The 19,503-nt window shown below is 67.1% G+C and carries 18 protein-coding genes and 2 tRNA genes; 13 read left to right on the top strand and 7 right to left on the bottom strand.

The features are described 5' to 3' along the window. Positions 1 to 6 precede the first annotated feature (6 nt). On the bottom strand, positions 7 to 1,194 hold the full coding sequence (locus ACEN9K_RS16340) for an ArsB/NhaD family transporter (RefSeq protein WP_223992351.1): 1,188 nt from the start codon (positions 1,192 to 1,194) through the stop codon (positions 7 to 9). 59 nt (positions 1,195 to 1,253) lie between these two features. On the opposite strand from ACEN9K_RS16340, the gene ACEN9K_RS16335 reads away from it, so the two are divergent. Genes ACEN9K_RS16335 through ACEN9K_RS16315 form a run of 5 tightly spaced genes read left to right on the top strand, consistent with a single transcriptional unit; the run spans position 1,254 to position 6,538 of the window. Further along, complete coding sequence (locus tag ACEN9K_RS16335) at positions 1,254 to 2,639, top strand: cystathionine beta-synthase (RefSeq protein ID WP_018769058.1); 1,386 nt, start codon at positions 1,254 to 1,256, stop codon at positions 2,637 to 2,639. A gap of 25 nt (positions 2,640 to 2,664) precedes the next feature. Continuing rightward, entirely contained in the window at positions 2,665 to 3,828 is a 1,164-nt protein-coding gene (locus ACEN9K_RS16330; protein ID WP_018769059.1) for a cystathionine gamma-synthase, read from the top strand. 49 nt (positions 3,829 to 3,877) lie between these two features. After that, a complete protein-coding gene (locus ACEN9K_RS16325; protein WP_026265732.1) occupies positions 3,878 to 4,384 on the top strand; it encodes a winged helix-turn-helix transcriptional regulator in 507 nt (168 codons plus the stop codon). Continuing rightward, entirely contained in the window at positions 4,381 to 5,742 is a 1,362-nt protein-coding gene (locus ACEN9K_RS16320; protein ID WP_495634656.1) for an MFS transporter, read from the top strand. Before ACEN9K_RS16325 ends, ACEN9K_RS16320 begins: the two co-directional genes overlap by 4 nt. 25 nt (positions 5,743 to 5,767) lie before the next feature. Then, on the top strand, positions 5,768 to 6,538 hold the full coding sequence (locus ACEN9K_RS16315) for an SDR family oxidoreductase (RefSeq protein WP_018769062.1): 771 nt from the start codon (positions 5,768 to 5,770) through the stop codon (positions 6,536 to 6,538). A 103-nt stretch (positions 6,539 to 6,641) separates the two neighbouring features. Here the strand turns inward: ACEN9K_RS16315 and ACEN9K_RS16310 are convergent, their stop codons facing one another. Genes ACEN9K_RS16310 through ACEN9K_RS16295 form a run of 4 tightly spaced genes read right to left on the bottom strand, consistent with a single transcriptional unit; the run spans position 6,642 to position 11,207 of the window. Then, positions 6,642 to 7,847: an acyl-CoA dehydrogenase family protein gene (locus ACEN9K_RS16310; RefSeq protein WP_495634655.1), complete on the bottom strand. Its 1,206-nt coding sequence runs from the start codon at positions 7,845 to 7,847 to the stop codon at positions 6,642 to 6,644. Further along, positions 7,844 to 9,337 (bottom strand): APC family permease, encoded by a 1,494-nt coding sequence (locus tag ACEN9K_RS16305; protein WP_134163668.1) that lies wholly within the window; start codon positions 9,335 to 9,337, stop codon positions 7,844 to 7,846. The genes ACEN9K_RS16310 and ACEN9K_RS16305 overlap by 4 nt, the downstream gene beginning before the upstream one ends. Before the next feature lie 13 nt (positions 9,338 to 9,350). Further along, positions 9,351 to 10,562, bottom strand: a complete 1,212-nt coding sequence (locus ACEN9K_RS16300; protein ID WP_495634654.1) for a glutathionylspermidine synthase family protein — start codon at positions 10,560 to 10,562, stop codon at positions 9,351 to 9,353. Between the two features lie 3 nt (positions 10,563 to 10,565). Beyond that, entirely contained in the window at positions 10,566 to 11,207 is a 642-nt protein-coding gene (locus tag ACEN9K_RS16295; RefSeq protein WP_134163669.1) for a Tat pathway signal protein, read from the bottom strand. Positions 11,208 to 11,387: 180 nt separating this feature from the next. Here ACEN9K_RS16295 and ACEN9K_RS16290 point away from each other — a divergent pair, with 180 nt between their 5' ends. The 8 genes from ACEN9K_RS16290 to ACEN9K_RS16255 all read left to right on the top strand — a co-directional run bounded on the left by ACEN9K_RS16290 (position 11,388) and on the right by ACEN9K_RS16255 (position 17,464). Next, complete coding sequence (locus ACEN9K_RS16290; protein WP_056393075.1) at positions 11,388 to 12,041, top strand: MOSC domain-containing protein; 654 nt, start codon at positions 11,388 to 11,390, stop codon at positions 12,039 to 12,041. 395 nt (positions 12,042 to 12,436) lie between these two features. Then, the gene (locus tag ACEN9K_RS16285) at positions 12,437 to 14,494 is read left to right on the top strand and encodes a DEAD/DEAH box helicase (protein WP_018769068.1); all 2,058 of its coding nucleotides are present in this window, start codon (positions 12,437 to 12,439) and stop codon (positions 14,492 to 14,494) included. A gap of 295 nt (positions 14,495 to 14,789) precedes the next feature. Continuing rightward, positions 14,790 to 14,861, top strand: a tRNA-Thr gene (locus ACEN9K_RS16280). Positions 14,862 to 14,921: 60 nt separating this feature from the next. Then, a tRNA-Met gene (locus ACEN9K_RS16275) sits at positions 14,922 to 14,995 on the top strand. A 338-nt stretch (positions 14,996 to 15,333) separates the two neighbouring features. Further along, positions 15,334 to 15,582 (top strand): hypothetical protein, encoded by a 249-nt coding sequence (locus ACEN9K_RS16270; RefSeq protein WP_056393080.1) that lies wholly within the window; start codon positions 15,334 to 15,336, stop codon positions 15,580 to 15,582. Positions 15,583 to 15,605: 23 nt separating this feature from the next. Next, the gene (locus ACEN9K_RS16265) at positions 15,606 to 15,797 is read left to right on the top strand and encodes a hypothetical protein (protein ID WP_495634653.1); all 192 of its coding nucleotides are present in this window, start codon (positions 15,606 to 15,608) and stop codon (positions 15,795 to 15,797) included. Between the two features lie 185 nt (positions 15,798 to 15,982). After that, positions 15,983 to 16,771 carry a membrane protein insertase YidC gene (gene yidC, locus ACEN9K_RS16260; RefSeq protein WP_478223082.1) on the top strand — a complete coding sequence of 263 codons (789 nt, stop codon included), beginning with the start codon at positions 15,983 to 15,985 and terminating at the stop codon, positions 16,769 to 16,771. A 138-nt stretch (positions 16,772 to 16,909) separates the two neighbouring features. Next, positions 16,910 to 17,464: a dihydrofolate reductase family protein gene (locus tag ACEN9K_RS16255; RefSeq protein ID WP_223992339.1), complete on the top strand. Its 555-nt coding sequence runs from the start codon at positions 16,910 to 16,912 to the stop codon at positions 17,462 to 17,464. Here the strand turns inward: ACEN9K_RS16255 and ACEN9K_RS16250 are convergent. Both ACEN9K_RS16250 and narI read right to left on the bottom strand, forming a co-directional pair. Next, positions 17,449 to 18,660, bottom strand: a complete 1,212-nt coding sequence (locus ACEN9K_RS16250) for an MFS transporter (RefSeq protein ID WP_478223421.1) — start codon at positions 18,658 to 18,660, stop codon at positions 17,449 to 17,451. The genes ACEN9K_RS16255 and ACEN9K_RS16250 overlap by 16 nt on opposite strands. A gap of 45 nt (positions 18,661 to 18,705) precedes the next feature. Further along, the gene (narI, locus tag ACEN9K_RS16245) at positions 18,706 to 19,503 is read right to left on the bottom strand and encodes a respiratory nitrate reductase subunit gamma (RefSeq protein ID WP_223992338.1); all 798 of its coding nucleotides are present in this window, start codon (positions 19,501 to 19,503) and stop codon (positions 18,706 to 18,708) included.

Below are 19,503 nucleotides of genomic sequence, written 5' to 3'. Positions count from 1 at the left end.
GCCGTTTCACGGCGTGCCGGAAACCAACCACAGCGCCAGGACGGCCAGCGGCACCGTCAGCACCACGGCCACCAGGCCCGCCAGGGCGAACCCGCCCCACCGGATGGGGACGTTCAGCACCCGCAGCCGCTCATGCCAGAGCAGGGTGGCCAGCGACGCCCACGGAGTCACCAGCGGCCCAAGGTTCACTCCGATGAGCAGTGCCGCAAGCCTTGCCGGCGATCCCGCCACCGGTTCCAGTGCCAGGTAGGCGGGCAGGTTGTTGGCGGCGTTGGCGGCACCGGCACCCAGCCCGGCCAGCTGCAGGAGCGCAGGCAGGCTCTCACCGGAACCGGCAACACCCGCCAGCAGTGCGGTCAGGCCGTGCGCGTGCAGCGCTTCCATGAGCATGAACAGGCCCACCGTCAGCATCAGCGGCCGCCATGGCACCATTGACCACCGCAGGACGGACGGCCGGCGGCGCAGGAAGACCACCAGGAGGAAGGCCGCGGCTGCCAGTGCCGGATACTGCACCGGCACTCCGGACACCAGCGCAGGCAACAGGACCAGGAGCGTGACGGCAGCAGCCTTCAACAGGGTGCGGTCGCGGATGGGGTGCGCAGGCTGCGGCCCGTATGTTCCGCGCAGGTCCCGCCGGAAAGCCAGCCACAACAGGACCAGGGGGACCAGCAGGCCCACCAGGGCGGGCGCCCACACCAGCCCCGCAAAACGCCAGGGGCTCAGGCCCAGCCGGTCCTGGGCCAGGAGGTTGGTGAGGTTGGAAACGGGAAGCAGCAGTGAAGCGGTATTGGCCAGCCAGATGCTGGTCAGCGCAAACGGCAGCGGCGGGATCCGGGCATGGACGGCCAGCAGGACCACCACGGGCGTCACCAGCACCGCCGTCGTATCCAGGGACAGGAACACGGTGGACACCGTGGCCACCGCCACCACCAGCAGCCACAGCTGGAAGACCCGGCCACGGCCCAAGGCCGCCAGCCTGTCCGTCACCACCCGGAACAGTCCTGCCTCGTCCACCAGTTCGGTGACCAGGGACATGGCCAGCACGAAGGCCAGGATGGGAATGGTCCGGGAAGAAAGCTCCCCGAACGCGGGCAGGGGGAGCGCACCGAGTGCCAGGGTGGCTATACCTGCTGCCAGCGTTCCGCCGGGCAGCAGGTAGCTCCGGGCGGCTTTCAGCCATGCGAACTGCTTCACCGGCCTATCCTCGCATCCCGCACCGGGGCGGGCGCGCAGGAAGCGGTAGCTTAGTACCTATGAAGTACGCCCAGTCCATCCTGGACCTCATCGGCAATACCCCGCTCATCAAACTCAACCACGTGACCGACGGCCTCAAGGCCACCATCCTGGTCAAACTTGAGTACCTGAATCCGGGCGGATCCATCAAGGACCGCATCGCCGCGCAGATGATCGAGGACGCCGAGCGCGAGGGCAAGCTGAAGCCCGGCGGCACCATTGTGGAGCCCACCTCCGGCAACACCGGCGTGGGCCTGGCCCTGGTGGCGCAGCAGAAGGGCTACAAGTGCATCTTCGTGGTCCCGGACAAGGTGGGCGAGGACAAGCGTGCGGTGCTGCAGGCGTACGGCGCGGAAGTGGTGGTCACGCCCACCTCCGTTCCGCCGGACAGCCCGCAAAGCTACTACGGCGTCTCGGACCGCATCACCCGGGAGACGCCGGGCGCCTACAAGCCGGACCAGTTCTCCAATCCCGCCGCCCCGGGCAGCCACTACAAGACCACCGGCCCCGAGATCTGGCGCGATACCGACGGCAAGGTAACGCACTGCGTTATCGGCGCGGGCACGGGCGGCACCATCACCGGCACCGGGCGGTACCTCAAGGAGGTTTCGGCGGACCGGCCGGAGTCCGACGGCGGCGTGGTCAAGATCATCGGCGCGGACCCCGCGGGCTCGGTCTACTCCGGCGGGACCGGGCGCCCCTACTTCGTGGAGGGCGTTGGCGAGGACATGTGGCCGGCCAACTACGACAAGTCGGTCCCGGACGAGGTGATCGCCGTCAGCGACGCCGATTCCTTCGCCATGACCCGCCGGCTGGCGCGGGAGGAGGGACTGCTGGTGGGCGGCTCCTCCGGGATGGCCGTGGTAGCCGCGCTGCAGGCGGCCCGGGACCTGCCGGAAAGCGCCGTCGTCGTGGTCATCCTCCCAGACTCAGGACGCGGCTACCTGGCCAAGATCTTCAACGACCAGTGGATGCGCTCCTATGGTTTCCTCTCCGGCGGCGAGGAAACCTCCGTGGGGGAGGTCATCAAGTCCAAGAACGGCGAACTGCCGGACCTGGTGCACATCCACCCCAACGAGTCTGTCCGCGACGTCATCAACATCATGAACGAGTTCGGCGTCAGCCACATCCCGGTCCTGTCCCAGGAACCGCCCGTGGTCATGGGCGAGGTCCTCGGCGCCGTGGACGAGCGCACACTGACTGCCAAACTGTTCCGGGGCGAGGCCAAGCTGACGGACAAGATCTCCGAGCATATGGGACCCAAGCTGCCCGTCATCGGATCGCTGGAAACCATCTCTGCCGCCAGGGAACTGCTGTCTGACACGGACACCCTGATGGTCACGTTCGTGGGTGCGCCCGTTGGCATCCTCACCCGGCACGACCTGCTGGCCTACCTCAGCAACTGATCTGCGTTACCCGCAAAGGAGCACCATGTCCCTGCCTGAAAACCAAGGTTTCAACACCCGCGCCGTCCACGCCGGCCAGGACTTCGAGCCCCGCACCGGAGCCGTGGTGCCGCCGCTGCACTTCAGTTCCACCTATGCCCAGGACGGGATCGGGGGACTGCGCAGCGGCTACGAATACGGGCGCGGCGGAAACCCCACCCGGGACGCGCTGCAGGAACAGCTCGCGTCGCTGGAACTGGGCACCTCCGCCTACAGCTTCAGCTCCGGCCTGGCCGCGGAGGACGCCCTGATCCGCGCGCTGACCCGCCCCGGGGACCACATCGTGCTGGGCAATGACGCCTACGGTGGCACGTACCGGCTGATCAGCCGGGTGCTCGGCGACTGGGGAATTGGCAACACCCCCGTGGACATGGCCAACCTGGACATGGTCCGCGACGCCGTGGCCTCCCATAAGACCCGCTTCCTGTGGGTGGAGACACCCTCCAATCCGCTGATGAAGATCACCGACATCGCAGCGCTCGCGGACATAGCGCACGACGCCGGGGCCCTCCTGGTGGTCGACAACACCTTCGCGTCCCCCTACCTGCAGACCCCGCTCGCCCTGGGTGCGGACGTGGTGGTCCACTCCACCACCAAGTACATCGGCGGCCACTCCGACGTGGTGGGCGGCGCCGTCGTGGTGAAGGACGCCGAACTGGCGGAAAAGATCGGCTTCGTCCAGTTCGCCGTGGGCGCCGTGTCCGGGCCCATGGACGCCTTCCTGACCACCCGCGGACTGAAGACCCTGGGCGTCCGCATGGACCGGCACAGCGAGAACGGGCAGGCCGTGGCGGAGTGGCTGCTGGAACGACCGGAGGTTGAGGCCGTCCTGTATCCGGGCCTGCCCAGCCACCCCGGCCATGAGCTCGCCAAAAAGCAGATGCGGAAGTTCGGCGGCATGGTCTCGGTGCAGTTCAAGGGCGGTGAGGCGGCGGCCCGGAAGGTGGCGGAGTCCACGTCCGTGTTCACGCTCGCCGAATCCCTGGGCGGGATCGAGTCGCTGATGAACTACCCCTCCGAGATGACCCACGCGTCCGTCAAGGGCACCGAGCTGGCCGTCCCGGTCAACCTGCTGCGGCTGTCCTGCGGCATCGAGGACGTGGAGGACCTGATCGCGGACCTGGACCAGGCGTTCTCGGCCATCCCGTAACCACGAAAGGGTCTGGCTTTCTTGAGGAAAGCCAGCTAGGGTTTTCCCTATGCCTCTTCGATCCGACTGGTCCCAACGCAGCTGCAGCATGGCCCGCGGCCTGGACATCCTGGGCGACCCCTGGAGCATCCTGGTGCTGCGCGAGGTCTTCTTTGGGAATGGCCGCTTCGACGCCATGAAAAGCCGGCTGGAAGTGGCGGACTCGGTGCTCACCAAACGCCTGGCAGGCCTGGTTGAGTCCGGGCTGCTGGCCAGGAAGGCCTACGACGACGGCGGCCGCACACGCCAGGAGTACGTCCTCACCCCCAAGGGTGAGGACGCCCTGCCGGTGCTGAACGCGGTCACCATCTGGGCGGAAAAACACCTGCCCGCGCCGTCGGACCAGGCGCACCTTTACGTGATCCACACCGGCTGCGGGAAACCCACCACCTCGGCGGACACCTGCACCGAATGCGGCGCGCGGCTGACGGCGGCCAACACCAGCTGGCACAGTCGGTCCAGGTCCGATCAACCCATCCGGCTGTCTACCGCATCCGGGAAGGGAGCGGCATCGTGAGCACCCTGCCCGAGGAAACGGCCGGAACTCCCTCGCAGACCACCGTTCTTCAGGCACCCGGACCTCGACGCCGCCTGCACCCGGCCTGGATCGTCGCCGCCGTGGCATTCCTTGCCTTGGTTGGGGCAGCCGGGTTCCGGGCCGCCCCGGGCGTCCTCATGGTGCCGCTCCAGCAGGAGTTCGGCTGGTCCACCACCGTGCTCTCGGCGGCCGTCAGCATCAACCTGGTGCTGTTCGGCCTCACGGCTCCGTTTGCCGCCGCCCTGATGGAGCGGTTCGGCATCCGGGCCGTCACATCAACAGCCCTGGTCCTGATCGGCATGGGCAGCGCGCTGACCGTGCTGGTCAACCAGTCATGGCAGATCCTCCTCACCTGGGGGCTGCTGATCGGGCTCGGCACCGGCTCCATGGCACTGGTCTTCGCCGCCACCATCGCCAACACGTGGTTTACGAAAAACCGGGGCCTGGTCATCGGCATCCTGACGGCCGGCAGCGCCGCCGGCCAGCTGGTCTTCCTGCCCTTCATCGCCCTCCTCGCGCAGGATCCCGGGTGGCGCCAGGCCTCCCTGCTGATCGCTGCCGGGGCGCTTGCCGTGGTCCCGCTGGTGCTGAAGTTCCTCAAGAACTCGCCGGCCGACGTCGGGGTGCTGCCCTACGGCGCGGAAGGGCCAGCCATTGAAGAACAGGCTGGTTCCCCGGCAGCGGCTCCGGAAGGCGCCCCGCGCAGCAACGCCGCCGTCCGGGCGCTCCAGGTCCTCAAGCGCGCCAGCAGGGTGCGCACGTTCTGGGCGCTCGCGGCCGGTTTCGCCATCTGCGGCGCCACCACCAACGGCCTGATCGGCACCCACTTCATCCCCTCCGCCCATGACCACGGCATGCCCGAAACCACGGCCGCGGGCCTGCTGGCCGTCGTCGGAATCTTCGACATTATCGGGACCATCGCCTCGGGCTGGCTGACGGACCGCTTCAACCCCCGCGTCCTGCTCGCCGTCTACTACCAGTTCCGCGGCATCGGGCTGCTGGTGCTGCCGCTGCTGCTGAATGCAGACGTGCAGCCCAGCATGATCGTGTTCGTGGTGATCTACGGATTGGACTGGGTGGCCACCGTTCCGCCCACGGCCGCCATCTGCCGTGAAACGTTCGGTGCTGACGGCAGTGTGGTGTTCGGATGGGTCTTCGCCGCCCACCAGCTGGGCGCCGCCGCGGCGGCCATCGCGGCCGGGGCCTTGCGGGATGCCACCGGCCACTACACCTACGCCTGGCTGGGAGCCGCAGCCATGTGCACCATCGCTGCGGTCATCAGTGCCACCATCCGCCGGCACCACAGTTCGCGGGAAGCGGAGCCGGCAGCGGCTTGATCTGGGGCGCGGCTAGGCTGGTCGGATGGAACCCGTCGCACCCGCCCCTGTCCGTCCCGTTGCCCTGGTCACCGGCGTGGGACGGCTTGCCGGCATTGGGGCCGGCATTGCCCGGCAGCTCGCGGCGGACGGCTGGGACCTGGCCCTGTCCTACTGGGCCGACTACGACGCCCGCATGCCGTGGGGGAGCGAACCCGAGGACGTGGTCCGCCTCACCGCCGAGCTGGAAGCGATTGGCGCCAAGGTCCAGGTCTTGTCGGCAGACCTCCAGGATCCCGGCGTCCCGGACAGGCTGGTGGCCGAGGCCGGGCAGCTGGCGGGCCCGCTTCAGGGCCTGGTGCTCAGCCACGCTGAATCGGTGGATTCGGGCGTGCTGGACACCAGTATCGAATCCTTTGACCGCCACTTCGCCGTCAACACACGCGCCAGCTGGCAGCTGATCGCCGCCTTTGCGCGGCAGGCACCGGACGACGGCGGCGCGATCGTTGCGCTGACCAGTGACCATACGGCGTTCAACCTTCCGTACGGTGCCTCGAAGGGTGCCCTGGACCGGATCGTCATCGCCGCCGCCCGCGAGCTGGGTCCGCAGGGGATCTCGGCCAACGTGCTCAACCCGGGGCCGGTGGACACCGGCTGGATGTCCCCGGAGGTCCGCCGGGAGCTCACCGCGCGCCAGCCCACCGGGAGGCTCGGCACCCCGGCCGATGTCGCCGGCACCGTCGCGTTCCTCCTGTCCCCGGCCGGCCGCTGGGTATCCGGGCAGCTGATCAAGGCGGACGGCGGCTTCTCGGCCTGAGTGCCCTGCACCCCCTTCGCGCCGCGCCCTCCCAACTGACTCGCAGTAGATGCCGTTTTGGGCCCCCAAAACGGCATCTACTGCTAGCTGGTTGGGGGAGGGGTCAGTGGAAGGCGTCCAGGCCGGTGATGTGCCGGCCAAGGATCAGGGTGTGCACCTCGTCCGTGCCCTCATACGTGCGGACCGACTCCAGGTTCGCGGCGTGCCGCAGCGGTGAATAGTCCGTGGTGATGCCGTTGCCGCCCAGGATGGACCGCGCCTCCCGGGCCACGGCAATCGCCTCGCGGACGTTGTTCAGCTTGGCCAGCGAAATCTGCTCCGGCCGGATGCTCCCGGCGTCCTTCAGCCGGCCCAGGTGCAGCGCCAGCAGGGTGCCCTTCTGGATTTCCACCAGCATGTTCACCAGCTTCGCCTGCGTGAGCTGGTAGCCGGCCAGCGGCCTGCCGAACTGCAGCCGCTCCTGCGAGTACGCCAGGGCGGCTTCGTAGGAATCCCGGGCGGCGCCCATGGCACCCCAGGCGATGCCGTACCGGGCCTCGTTCAGGCAGGTGAACGGCCCACGCAGCCCCCGCGCTCCCGGGAGCAGGGCCTCGGGACCCAGCCGGACGTCGTCGAACACCACATCGCACTGGATGGAGGCGCGCATGGACAGCTTCTGCCGGATAGGCGTGGCAGTCACGCCGGGGGTGCCCGCCGGAACCAGGAAGCCGTGGACGCCGTCGTCCGTCATGGCCCAGACCACCATCACCCCGGCCACTGAGGCGAGCCCGATCCAGCGCTTGGCACCGTTGAGCACCCAGCCGGCGTCATCCCCGCTGCCATCCCGCTCCGCGAAAGTGGCCATGGAGGCGGGATCTGAACCCGCCGTTGGCTCGGTCAGGGCGAAGCACCCGATGACCTCCCCGGCCGCCATCCGGGGCAGCCACTCCTGCTTCTGCTCCTCGGATCCCCACGTATGGATGGCCGTCATGGCCAGCGAGCCCTGGACGGACACGAAGGTGCGGATGCCGGAATCGCCGGCCTCCAGCTCCATGGCCGCCAGGCCGTATTCGACGGCGGACCGGCCCGGGCAGCCATAGCCGTCCAGGTGCATCCCCAGGACGCCCAGCTCCCCCAGTTCCGTCGCGAGGTCGAGGGGAAAGACGGCGTCCTCATACCAGCGGGCGATGTCCGGTTTGATCCGCTGCCGGGTGAAGTCGCGGACCTTTTGCCGGAGCTCCAGTTCCTCCGCGGACAGCAGGGAGTCGAGGTCCAGGACGTCCGACGGGCCCGCGGTCACGGCTTCACCCGGCATTTCTTCACCCGTCATTTCTTCACCTGGAAGTATCCGCGGGTGGACGGCATGAAACGGCACGCGGCCGCGAGGACCACTCCCAGCGCCAGCAGCAGCACCCCGCTCACAAAGGCGCCGCCGACACCGAAGATTTGGGTGTCGCCGTACGCCGGGTCCCACATCTGGACCGCCGAGATGAAGAAGGCGGCGGTCAGGAGCAGCGCGCCGGCGAGGGGGAGGATGCCGCGGAACCAGAGGTTGCGCGCCGATGCCCGCAGGGTTCCGCGGAAGTACCAGAAACAGGCGAAGCCGGTCAGGGCGTAGTAGAACGCGATGAAAAGGCTGATGGCACTGATGGAGTCCGCCAGCAGGTTCTCGCTCAGGAAGCTCATGGCCACGTAGTAGGCCGCGGCGGCGCCTCCCATCACCTGGGTCGAAAATCCCGGGGTCTGATTGCGCGGATGCACCTCTGCGAACTTTGCCGGCAGCGCGCCGTGGACCCCCATGGAGAGGGTCCCGCGGGCCGTGGGCAGGATGGTGGTCTGGGTGGAGGACAGCACCGAGGCAAGAACCGCGACGACGATCAGCCAGCCCCACGGGCCCAGCACCACGTCCTTCATGGCCAGGAACACATCGTCCTGGTTGGCCTCGTTGCCCAGGCCGATCCCTTCCGAGCCCACGGTGGCGTACATCATCACCAGCAGTGCCACGGAAACGTAGATTGCCACCAGGACAAACGCCGAGATCACGGCGCCGCGGCCGGGTGTGGTGGACGGGTTCTCGGTCTCCTCGTTCACCGCCAGGCAGGTGTCCCAGCCCCAATAGATGAACAGGGCAAGGAGGGCGCCGTGTACTACGGCGCCGGGGTCGGCAAAGGCGCCGGCCGGGTTGAACCATTCCAGGTCAAAGGCCTGCCCTTCCGGTGCCCCGCCCACGATCCGCACCACGATGGCCAGTGCGAAAATGCCCAGCGCAATGTACTGCACGTAGGTCAGCACGCGCTGGACGTGCTCGCCGAGCCGGATCCCGCGGTAGTTCACCAAGGTCATGAGGATGATGAACAGCAGCCCCGTGCCGGTGACCAGCAAGGTGTTCTCCGCCAGCGATCCGTCGCCCACCAGCAGCCAAAGATACTTCCCCGCTACCTGGGCGAGGTTGGCCAGGACGACGATTCCGGCCAGGGCCACGCCCCAGCCGCCCAGCCAGCCTGCCCAGGGGCCGAAGGCCTGGCGGGACCACGTGAAGGTGGTGCCGCAGTCCGGGATGGCGCTGTTCAGCTCGCGGAACGCGTAGGCGATGAACAGGACCGGGATGAAGCCCAGCAGCAGGATCAGGGGAGTGTAGTTGCCGTTGACTGCAACGATCAGGCCCAGGGTGGCGGCGAGGGAGTACACCGGCGCGGTGGAGGCCAGCCCCAGCATCACGGAGTCGCCCAGGTCCAGGATGCCGGCCCGCAGTCCCTTGGCCGGCACGGTGGTGCCGGTCCCGCGCCCGGGGCCGCCCGTCGTCGTCATGTCCGTGCTCATGCTGTCACCGGTTTCATAGAACGATTCCTGCCTTGGTGGAGTCCGCCACCGCCGAAAGCGGCGCCGGCGCGTCAATGGTGTTGGGGACGAAGCGGCAGAAGTAGTCCGTGACCGGCCCGTCCGATTCCCGGATGCCGCAGCCCACGGACTCGCCGTCCACCACCCAGAGGCCCAGCACCGGATGGTTGCCGTCGAAGTCCGGCAAGGGGTGGTACTGCTGGTAGCACCAGCCCTCCCGCCCGTAGCCGCCGGGCTGCTCCAGGCTGATCCCGTCCGCGTGGATCCGGATGTTGTCGCCTTCACGGCCGTGGAGGGGCTTGCCCACCCACTCCTTCAGCGGCCCCGGATCCGTGAGGTACGCGGGCAGCACGTTGGGATGGCCGGGGTACAGATGCCACAGGGCGGCCAGCAGGGCCTTGTTGGAGAGCAGCATCTTCCAGGCGGGTTCCACCCAGCGCGGGTTGTGCGCCCGCTCCAGCAGGCGGGGCCCGAACTCCTCCTTCATCATCAGCTCCCAGGGATAGAGCTTGAAGATGGTGTTGATCAGGAAGTTGTCCAGGTCCACGAAGCGGTTCAGGTTGGGGTCCCAGCCGATATCGGACATGTTGATCCCGATGGTGGTCCACCCCGCCTGGCCGGCGACGTCGCGCATGTACGCGGCGGTCATCCAGTCCTCGCCGGATTCCTCCACCTCGGAGTGGGCCACGTGGAGGGTGCTCATGCCGGTGCGGTACTGGAATTTCTTCCACTGCCGGATGAGGGCCTCGTGGATGCCGTTCCACTGGTCCTTCTCCGGAAACACGTCCTGGAGCCAGAACCATTGGGCGACGGCGGCCTCGATGAGTCCGGTGGGGGTGTCGGCGTTGTATTCGAGCATCTTGGCCGGCCCGCCCCGGCCGTCGTAGATGAAGTCGAACCGGCCGTAAACATCCACGTCGCCGGCCTGCAGCGATGCGGCCGCCAGTTCCAGTGCCTGGGGACCGATGCCGATGCTGCCCATGGCCCCGGTGGCCAGGAACTTCGCGGCTTCCAGGCACATCCGGTGCATCTCCTCGGCCGCCACTTCAAGGGTCTCCACCTCGTCCATGGTGAACTCGTAGTACGCGGATTCGTTCCAGTACTCGATCCGGCGCCCGTCGTCCATGGTGGTGGTGGAGAACACCAGGCCCTGCTCTTCGATCTTCTGCTTCCAGCCCGGCCGGGGTTCGGACAACATCCTCTTCATCCGTCAGCCCCCCGAGACCTTGCCGCCGCCACCGCTTGAGCCGCTCTTGGCGCTGGAGCCGAAACCGCCGCGGCTGACCGTGCCGCCCTGGCTGCTGTACCCCGTGGAGGCCTTTGCGCCGCTGGGGACGGTCCGCGTGTAGTTGGGCGCGGTGGACCGGTTCTGGCCAATGGGCGGAACACTTGCCCCGCGGGAGTAGAAGTACCAGGCGTAGATGCCGCCCCCGCGGCCCGCAGAGCTATCGCAGTTGGTGTCCGCCACGCGCTCGCCGGTTTCGTCGTTGAAGCACACCTGCGCGTACTCGGGATCATCCTCATTGCTGGCCACCACGGCTGTGATGGTCCCGGCCAGGAGGGCTGTCACGCCCAGGCCCACCACCACGGTGCGCCGCTGGGAACGCTTCTTCCGTGCGGCCGCGTCATTGAGCTGCTTTTCCCGCTCCCGCGCGAACGGGTCGACAGGGGTGACGGGCTCATTGAGGAGTTCGGGGCGCAGGTCCGGCTTGGGGACCTGCCAGGGCGGAGGCTTGGCGGTGCTGCTGCCGGTTCCCGGTTGCGGCCGGCCGGACGCGCCGTGCTGCGCCTCGGAAGCGTTGTCCGGCTCCTTGCTGGGATCCTCGTTCGGGTCCATGGTGTTTGAATCCACAGCGTCCCCTTCAGTTGTCCACGTGAATTGGGCACAGCGCTGCACCCCCAATTGCAATCCTCGGATCAGCGTAATCCCTGGGCAGGCCGGCTGCGAGTAAAACCGCGCTCGACGGCAGGGGAGAACTGCCCATCCCCGCGCCGCAGGGAGCCAGGGCGCGGGAACCCTAGACTGGATGCCATGGAATCTGGTTCTGTCCTTGCTGTCTGCCGCGTCCACCAGCTCATCGCGGACCAGGGAAACGTTGGCGTGACGGCCATCGACAAGCGCCCGGCGGACGGTCCGGTGAAGGTCCACAAGCTGGGCCTGCGCGGAGACATCCAGGCCAACCGGGTGCACCACGGCGGAGAGGACCAGGCCGTCTACGCCTATTCCCAGGCCGACGCCGACTTCTGGGCGCGCACCCTGGGACGCGAACTGCCGCCGGGCATGTTTGGTGAGAACCTGCGGGTGGCCGGCATCGAAGCCACCCACGCCGTCATCGGGGAGCGCTGGAAGGTGGGGGCCGACGTCGAACTTGAGGTCACCTCCCCGCGCGTCCCCTGCGCCACGTTCCAGCGCCGGATGAAGGAACCGCAGTGGGTGAAGCGGTTCACCGAGGAGGGGCGGGTGGGGACCTACCTGCGCGTCATCCGCACCGGCAGCATCCGCGCCGGCGACCCCATCCAGCGGACCTTCGTGCCGCGCCACGGCATCACGATCGGCCAGTGGTTCAGTGAGCCGGACGCGGAGGTCATCGAGGCGCTCCGCAGTGCAGAGGCCGACGGCGAGATCCGGCTCCAGGACGAATACCACACAAAGTTTGGGCTGCTGCTGCGGCGGCTGGGGCAGTAGCATCCCTGCCCGGGGCGGGCTGTGTGCGCAAGCTCACCGCCGCCGTCGGGCATTGAATTGGCGGTCAATGGCGTCCGTACCTTACACTTGAAATATCCCCCACTCCGGAAATCCCTTATTCCTGCCCAATTTTTGAGGCAGGACTGGCAAGTGTTGGGGCCCGCACAAGCGATGCGGGCATTTTCATAGGGAGAGCCGGCTAAAGAAAACGCTGTACAGACTGCTGGGATAGCAGCCAAGAGATGCAGCGCGAAGTCCTGCCACGGGATTGCGAAAGCGCCGGACTTCTGTGACCGGCCGGTCAACGTTTGCCCGGCATCATCGGCACGCGTACTGCGGCTCCGCTCACCTCGGGTAGTGCCGCCTGGCCCCCTATGGATGAGGAATATCCCCCTATGCCCGAAAACCAGAACGAAACCACCGCCGTTGTTGAGGATGCCCCCGTGGCTCCCGCCGCCGAGGCTCCCGCAACCGCTCCCGCCGCCGAGGCTCCTGCCGCTGCGGACGCCCCTGCCGCTGAGGCAGAAGAAAACACCGTGAAGTTCGCCGACCTTGGCATCGACGGCCGCGTCCTGGCCGCCCTGCAGGACGTTGGCTACGAAAAGCCTTCCCCCATCCAGGCAGCAACCATCCCGCTGCTGCTTGAAGGCCGCGACGTCGTGGGCCTCGCCCAGACCGGCACCGGTAAGACTGCAGCATTCGCAGTACCGGCACTGTCCCGCCTGGCCGAGCTCCACGACCTCAACGGCCCGTCCCGCAAGACCCAGGCCCTGGTCCTGGCACCCACCCGCGAGCTGGCCCTCCAGGTGGCCGAGGCCTTCACCTCCTACGCCAAGCACATCGACGACTTCACCGTCCTGCCCGTCTACGGCGGCTCCGCCTACGGGCCCCAGCTGGCCGGCCTGCGCCGCGGCGCCCAAGTGGTTGTTGGTACCCCCGGCCGCGTGATCGACCACATCTCCAAGGGTTCCCTGGACCTGTCCGAACTCCAGTACCTGGTGCTGGACGAGGCCGACGAGATGCTGCGCATGGGCTTCGCCGAGGACGTTGAGCAGATCTTCCAGCAGACGCCTTCGGACCGCCAGGTGGCACTGTTCTCCGCCACCATGCCGAGCCAGATCCGCCGCATGTCCAAGCAGTACCTGAACGATCCCGCCGAGATCTCCGTCAAGTCCAAGACCACCACCGGCGCCAACACCCGCCAGCGGTACCTGCAGGTCATGGGCCCGCACAAGCTCGACGCCATGACCCGCATCCTCGAGGTGGAAGACTTCGACGGCGTCATCGCCTTCGTGCGCACCAAGATGGCCACCGAGGACCTTGCTGACAAGCTGAAGTCCCGCGGTTTCCAGGCCGCCGCCATCAACGGTGACATCCCGCAGCAGCAGCGCGAGCGCACTGTTGACGCGCTGAAGGAAGGCCGCATCGACATCCTGGTGGCCACCGACGTCGCCGCCCGTGGCCTTGACGTGGAACGCATCAGCCACGTCATCAACTACGACATCCCGCACGACACCGAGTCCTACGTGCACCGCATCGGCCGTACCGGCCGTGCAGGCCGTTCCGGTGACGCCATCCTGTTCATGACGCCGCGGGAGAAGTACCTGCTGCGTTCCATCGAGAAGGCCACCCGCCAGCCGGTGGAGCAGATGCACCTGCCCACGGCCGAGACCGTCAACACGCTGCGCCTGGGCAAGTTCGCCGAGCGCATCACCGAGACCCTCGCCTCCGAGGACGTCGCGGCGTTCCGGGACCTCATCGCCTCCTACGAGGAGGAGCACAACGTTCCCGCAGCAGAGATCGCTGCCGCCCTTGCCGTGATGGCGCAGGGCGGGCAGCCGCTGCTGGTCAAGGAACTGCCTGCCGCTCCTGAATTCCAGAAGCGCGAGCGCTCCAAGGACGGCTTCGGCTCCCGTGGGCCGACCCGTGCGCTGACCGAGGGCAATGCCACCTACCGGATCGCGGTCGGACGCCGCCAGCGCGTCATGCCCGGCTCCATCGTGGGCGCCATTGCCAACGAAGGCGGCATCTCCTCCGCGCAGATCGGCGGCATCGACATCCGTTCGGACCACTCCCTGGTGGAGCTGCCCGCGGACCTGAGCCCCGACCAGCTGAAAGCCCTGTCCCGCACGCGGATCGGCGGCGAGCTGATCCACCTCGAACTGGACAACGGCCGCAAGCCGTCCGGTGACCGCGGCGCCTACCAGGGCAGCCGCGGCGGCGACCGGGGAGGCAACTTCAAGGGCAACGGCGGGTTCAAGAAGGAATTCCGCAAGAACGACGGCGAGCGGTCCTCCGCTGACCGCGGCGGCCGTTCGTACAGCGAGCGCTCCTTCAGCGACCGCGGCCAGTCGGGCGACTCCCGCTTCGGCGGCCACGGCGACGGCTCCCGCAAGCCCCGCAGCGGCAGCGAGGGCGGGCACCGCGACTTCAACCGCAAGGGCAAGTGGTAAACCCCCGGCGTTGAGGAATTGACGACGGCGATGGGCCGGCTTTCGAGCCGGCCCATCGGCGTTTAACCGCACGGGTGTGGGACTCGCCACATTCGGGCTTCGGCACGGTGGCGAGGGGCCCTGGGAAGGCGCCTGCCGCCGTCGTCCGCCCTGCTTCCCATCACCCCTCCAGCCCCGGAATTCCGCGGAAAAACACGCTTCCGCAGCCCGGAAAAGCACTTGCCCGACCGTCCGGAAGGGGCTCCGGGCGCCGATTTGTTGGTGCGTAAATCTTCCGGTAGAGTATTTACTCGTTGCCCCCCTAGCTCAGTGGTAGAGCGCGTTCTTGGTAAGAACGAGGTCACCGGATCGATTCCGGTGGGGGGCTCTGAATGAGGGCCTGCGTCAAGGCGGTTTGACCGGCTTGACGCAGGTTTTTCTCATTCGTGGCGGTGTAGCTCAGTTGGTTAGAGCGCACGACTCATAATCGTGAGGTCGGGAGATCGAGCCTCCCCACCGCTACAGGCTAAGCCCCCGTGATCCATGGATCCCGGGGGCTTTTCTGTTTGCTGCAAGTCCATTCATCTGTAGCGGCGTCTCGACTTCAAGGCACTTTTGCCAGCGGCGGGGGTTGACTGCTCAGCATGCTTACTATTAGGTTGGACCGAGCAGAAAAGTGGCATATGTCACGCCATATTAGGGCCCGTCAGGGCACAACAGGCTGCTTGGCCTGTAGATAAAGTACCCAGCCGCTGGCTTTGACTCCCCAGCTGCTGGACGAGGCGGGTGGCTCCTTACGGCGGCCGCCCGCCTCACCACACCAGGAAGCTCCGTGGACGCCCTATTGGGAAGGTGGAAGCATGGGCACTACGTCATCTGACGGGCACGAGGGCTGGATTCTGCCTTGGTGGGGCTTCATCCTCGGCTTATGCCTGCTTATTCCAACCCTGGTGCGGTTCGATTGGGAAGGCTGGACCGGGGTCGATATTTTTTTCGCGGCAACAGGCACGGTTCTGGTCATCGCCTGCGTGAGCAGGCTTGGGATCATCCTGAGCCGTGCGCGGCACTATCGGGTGAAATCAGAAACTGAAGGGCGTGACGCTCTGTAGGCCCCGCAGGTCGAGATTGAGCCATGTCGTTCACCTACTTATCGATTTCTGCCGCGATTATCGTGGCCTCGCTGGTGCTGTACGATCAGTGGCTCATGGCAGACCAGCGGGGCAAAACCGGGCAGTACAAGAAGACACGCCTGATCAGCATGTGGATCGGCTTAGCCATGGGTGCTGCCTTCCTCTTCCTCTTCCTTTTCGTCCAAACAGACTGAAGATTCATCCTGCATGTCCCACACATGGGGCCGAGGGGCCGCTGAACGTCCTGTCTGCCCCCTTGGCCTTCCCCACACCAATACCTGTCTGCGGCGGCCAAGCCCCCGGAATCCGCAAGGTTCCGGGGGCTTTCCTGTTTCCCGGATCCGCAGTAGCTTGGCAGCAATTGGCGGACGGGGGATCGGTGGACTTTTTCACGGCGGTGATGCAGCCGTTCCGGTGGCTGGTGTCCGCCATCATGGTGGCTTTCCACGACGGGCTGGCCGCCGTGGGCATGCCGGCGGCGGGCGGCTGGACCTGGACGCTGTCCATCATCGGGCTGGTCCTGGTCATCCGCGCAGCACTAATCCCGGTGTTCCTGGCCCAGGTGAGGGCCCAGCGCAGGATGCGGCTCCTGCAGCCGGACCTGAAGGAGCTCCATGACAGGTACAAGGGCAGGACAGACCCTGCGTCCCGGCAGGCCATGGCCCAGGAACAGATGGCCCTTTACAAAAAGCACGGCACCAACCCGTTCTCTGCATGCCTGCCGCTGTTGATCCAGGCACCGTTCTTCCTGGCGCTTTTCCAGGTGCTGTCCGGAATTTCCAACGCCTCGCGGCAGGGCGAAGGCATTGGCGTGATGGGACACGACCAGGTGGTCCAGTTCGATTCCTCCAGCATCTTCGGGGCACCTCTGTCAGCCTCCCTGCTGCACGGCGCAGGCGACCCGGCCGCCGTGGCTGTGCTCGCCGTCGTCATGATCCTGGTGATGATCGCCAGCCAATTCCTGACGCAGAAACTTGTGGCCGCACGGACCATGGACGGCCAGGACAGCGACAGTCTCCTGATGCGCCAGCAGCAAGTCCTGCTGTACGTCCTGCCCGTGGTCTTCGGCGTGGGCGGGATCTTCTTCCCCATCGGAGTCCTGGTCTACTGGACGGTTTCCAACCTCTGGACCCTGGGACAGCAGTACCTGGTGTCGCGGCAGCAGTAAGGCTTTGCCGGATGCTGCGGTCCTAGCCTTGTTCGCAATGACCCGAGTAGAAGGCACGGATGTGCGAACAAGCCCAGGAATGCCGCAAGCAGCGCCGAAAACCTATGCGGGCCTGATATCCGGCGGCAGAATGGGGCCATGGCGAAGCTGATCTACTCCGCAATCATGTCCCTCGACGGCTACACGGCAGACAAGGACGGCAACTTCAACTGGTCCGCGCCGGATGTGGAGGTCCACGGTTTCATCAACGACCTGGAGCGGGATGTGGGCACCTACCTCCTGGGGCGGCGGATGTACCAGGTGATGTCTGTCTGGGAAACCATGGGCACGTCCGGGGATCCTTCGGTGATCCAGGACTATGCCCGGATCTGGCAGGGGGCGGACAAGGTGGTGTACTCGACGACGCTGGCCATCGCTCCCACGCCCCGCACCAGGCTGGAGCGGCAGTTCCGCCCGGAGACGGTGCGGGACATGAAGGCCGGCACGGACAGGAACATCAGCATCGGCGGCCCCACGCTGGCGGCACACGCCCTCAACGCCGGCCTGGTGGACGAATGCCAGTTCTTCATCACCCCGGTTGCCGTGGGCGGCGGCCTGCGCTTCCTGCCGGACGGACTGGAGGCCCGGCTGGAACTGCTGGAGGAACGCCCGTTCGGAAACGGCGTGGTGTACCTGCGCTACGGAGTCCTCTGAACCGCCGGCGCACCCGTCCTGGGCTGGACCGCGAAGAGGGTGAACAACAGGGCCACCAGCGCGGTGCCCACCAGCAGGAGCAGCCCGATCGAATAGCTGCGGGTCGCTGCGTCATAGGTGGCGCCCATGACCAGAGGGGGGAAGTATCCGCCCAATCCGCCAGCGGCGCTCACGATGCCGCTGATGCTGCCCACCTTCCCCGCCGGTGACAGGACGCCGACCCACGCAAACACGCCGCCCGTTCCGAGACCCAGCGCTGCCGCCATGGCAACGAATGTGGCACCGGCGGGGACTTCGCCGTCGGGCCGCATGTTCACCACCCAGCCCAGGACCGCGACGGCGGCAAGGGCGGTGAGGACTACCGGTTTCGGGCCCAGCTTGTCAGCCAGGACCCCGCCCACCGGACGGGCCAGGACAGCGGCCAGGGCAAACCCGGCGGTCCGGGCGCCGGCGCCGGAGGGATCGAAACTGTACACGTCCCGCAGATAGGTGGGCAGGTAGGTGGCGAAGGAAACGAAACCGCCGAAGACCACGGCGTAGAGGAAGCACATCTTCCAGGTGACTGCCGTCCTGGCAGCGTCGAGGAGTTTGGGCAGCACCGGCAGGTGGCTGGGCGCCCAATCCGGGGATTCCTTCATGGCGAACCACACCAGCGCCGCCATCACGGCCAGGACGCCGGCGATCAGCAGGTGCGTCTGAAAGTATCCGATCCCGGCCACAAGCCGGGGATTCAGGAATGCCGCCAGCGCCGTGCCGCCCATCCCGGCGCCGAAGACACCGGTGGCGAACCCGCGCCGGGCTGGTTGGTACCAGGCGCTGACGAACGGGATCCCGACGGCGAAAACGGTCCCTGCCACGCCGAGCAGCAGCCCGGCCCCCAGTACCAGCGCGAAGGAACTCAGGAGGCCGCCGACCGACACCAGGAGGAGGGGAGGGATGGCGGCCAGGAGCACGAAGGTGAACATGGCCCTGCCGCCGTACTTGTCCGTGAGCGTGCCCACCACGATCCGTCCCAGCGAACCGACGAACACCGGCATGGCCACCAGGATCCCGGTGCTGGCCGGCGTCAGGGACAGGTTCTGGACGTAGAAGGCGCCCAGCGTGGCCACGGAGTTCCATGCCCAGAAACCTGCCACGGATGCCGCCGTCGCCAGCGCAAGGTTCAGCGCCCTCCAGGTGCCCGGCGCTGCGGTCATTCCGGCCACTTCCTGCTCCTCACCATGATCCAAACGCACCGCCGGTCAGCGGTTGCGGGTGTCCCTGTCCGGCGTGCCAACGGCGGACCAGCCCCGGCCCTTCGTTTCCCTGTCCCGCGAGCGGTAGACGATGTACGGGCGGAAAAGATAGTGCAGGGGTGCCGTGAAGGCGTGCACCAGGCGCGTGAACGGCCAGATGACGAACAGCGCCATGCCCACCAAGGTGTGCAGGTGGAAGGTGAACGGCGCAGCGGCCATCGCCGCGATGTCCGGCTGGAAGATGAACAGCGACCGGAACCACGGCGCCACCGTTTCCCGGTAGTTGTGCCCGTGTTCTCCCTCGAACACACTGGCCAGGGTGGTCCACAGGCCAAAGACGATGGCCGCGGTCAGCACCACGTACATGGTCTTGTCGTTCCTGGTGGTCGCCATGAAGACCGGGCCGGTGGTGCGCCGCCGGTAGATCAGCAGCGCGATCCCGCCCAGCGTTCCCACCCCGGCGATGCCGCCCACCAGCAGGGCGTTGAAGTGGTAGAACTCCTGGCTCATGCCCGCCGCCGCCGTCCAGGCCATCGGGATCACCAGGCCGAAGAAGTGCCCGGCGATGACCGCAAGCAGCCCGAAGTGGAAAAGCGGGGAGGCGATCCTCAGGAGCCGGGATTCGTAAAGCTGGGAGGACCGGGTGGTCCAGCCGAACTGGTCGTACCGGTAGCGCCACACCAGCCCGCCCACCAGCACCACCACCATGACATAGGGCAGGACGCCCCACAGGACGGTATCCCAGGCGTTGAGTACGACGGCGGGTCCCGGCTCCGCCACGGTGGACGCCTTGAGTACGGGCAT

Source organism: Pseudarthrobacter sp. Pseusp20, assembly GCF_059492155.1.
This window is presented reverse-complemented; position numbering and strand designations above follow the sequence as displayed.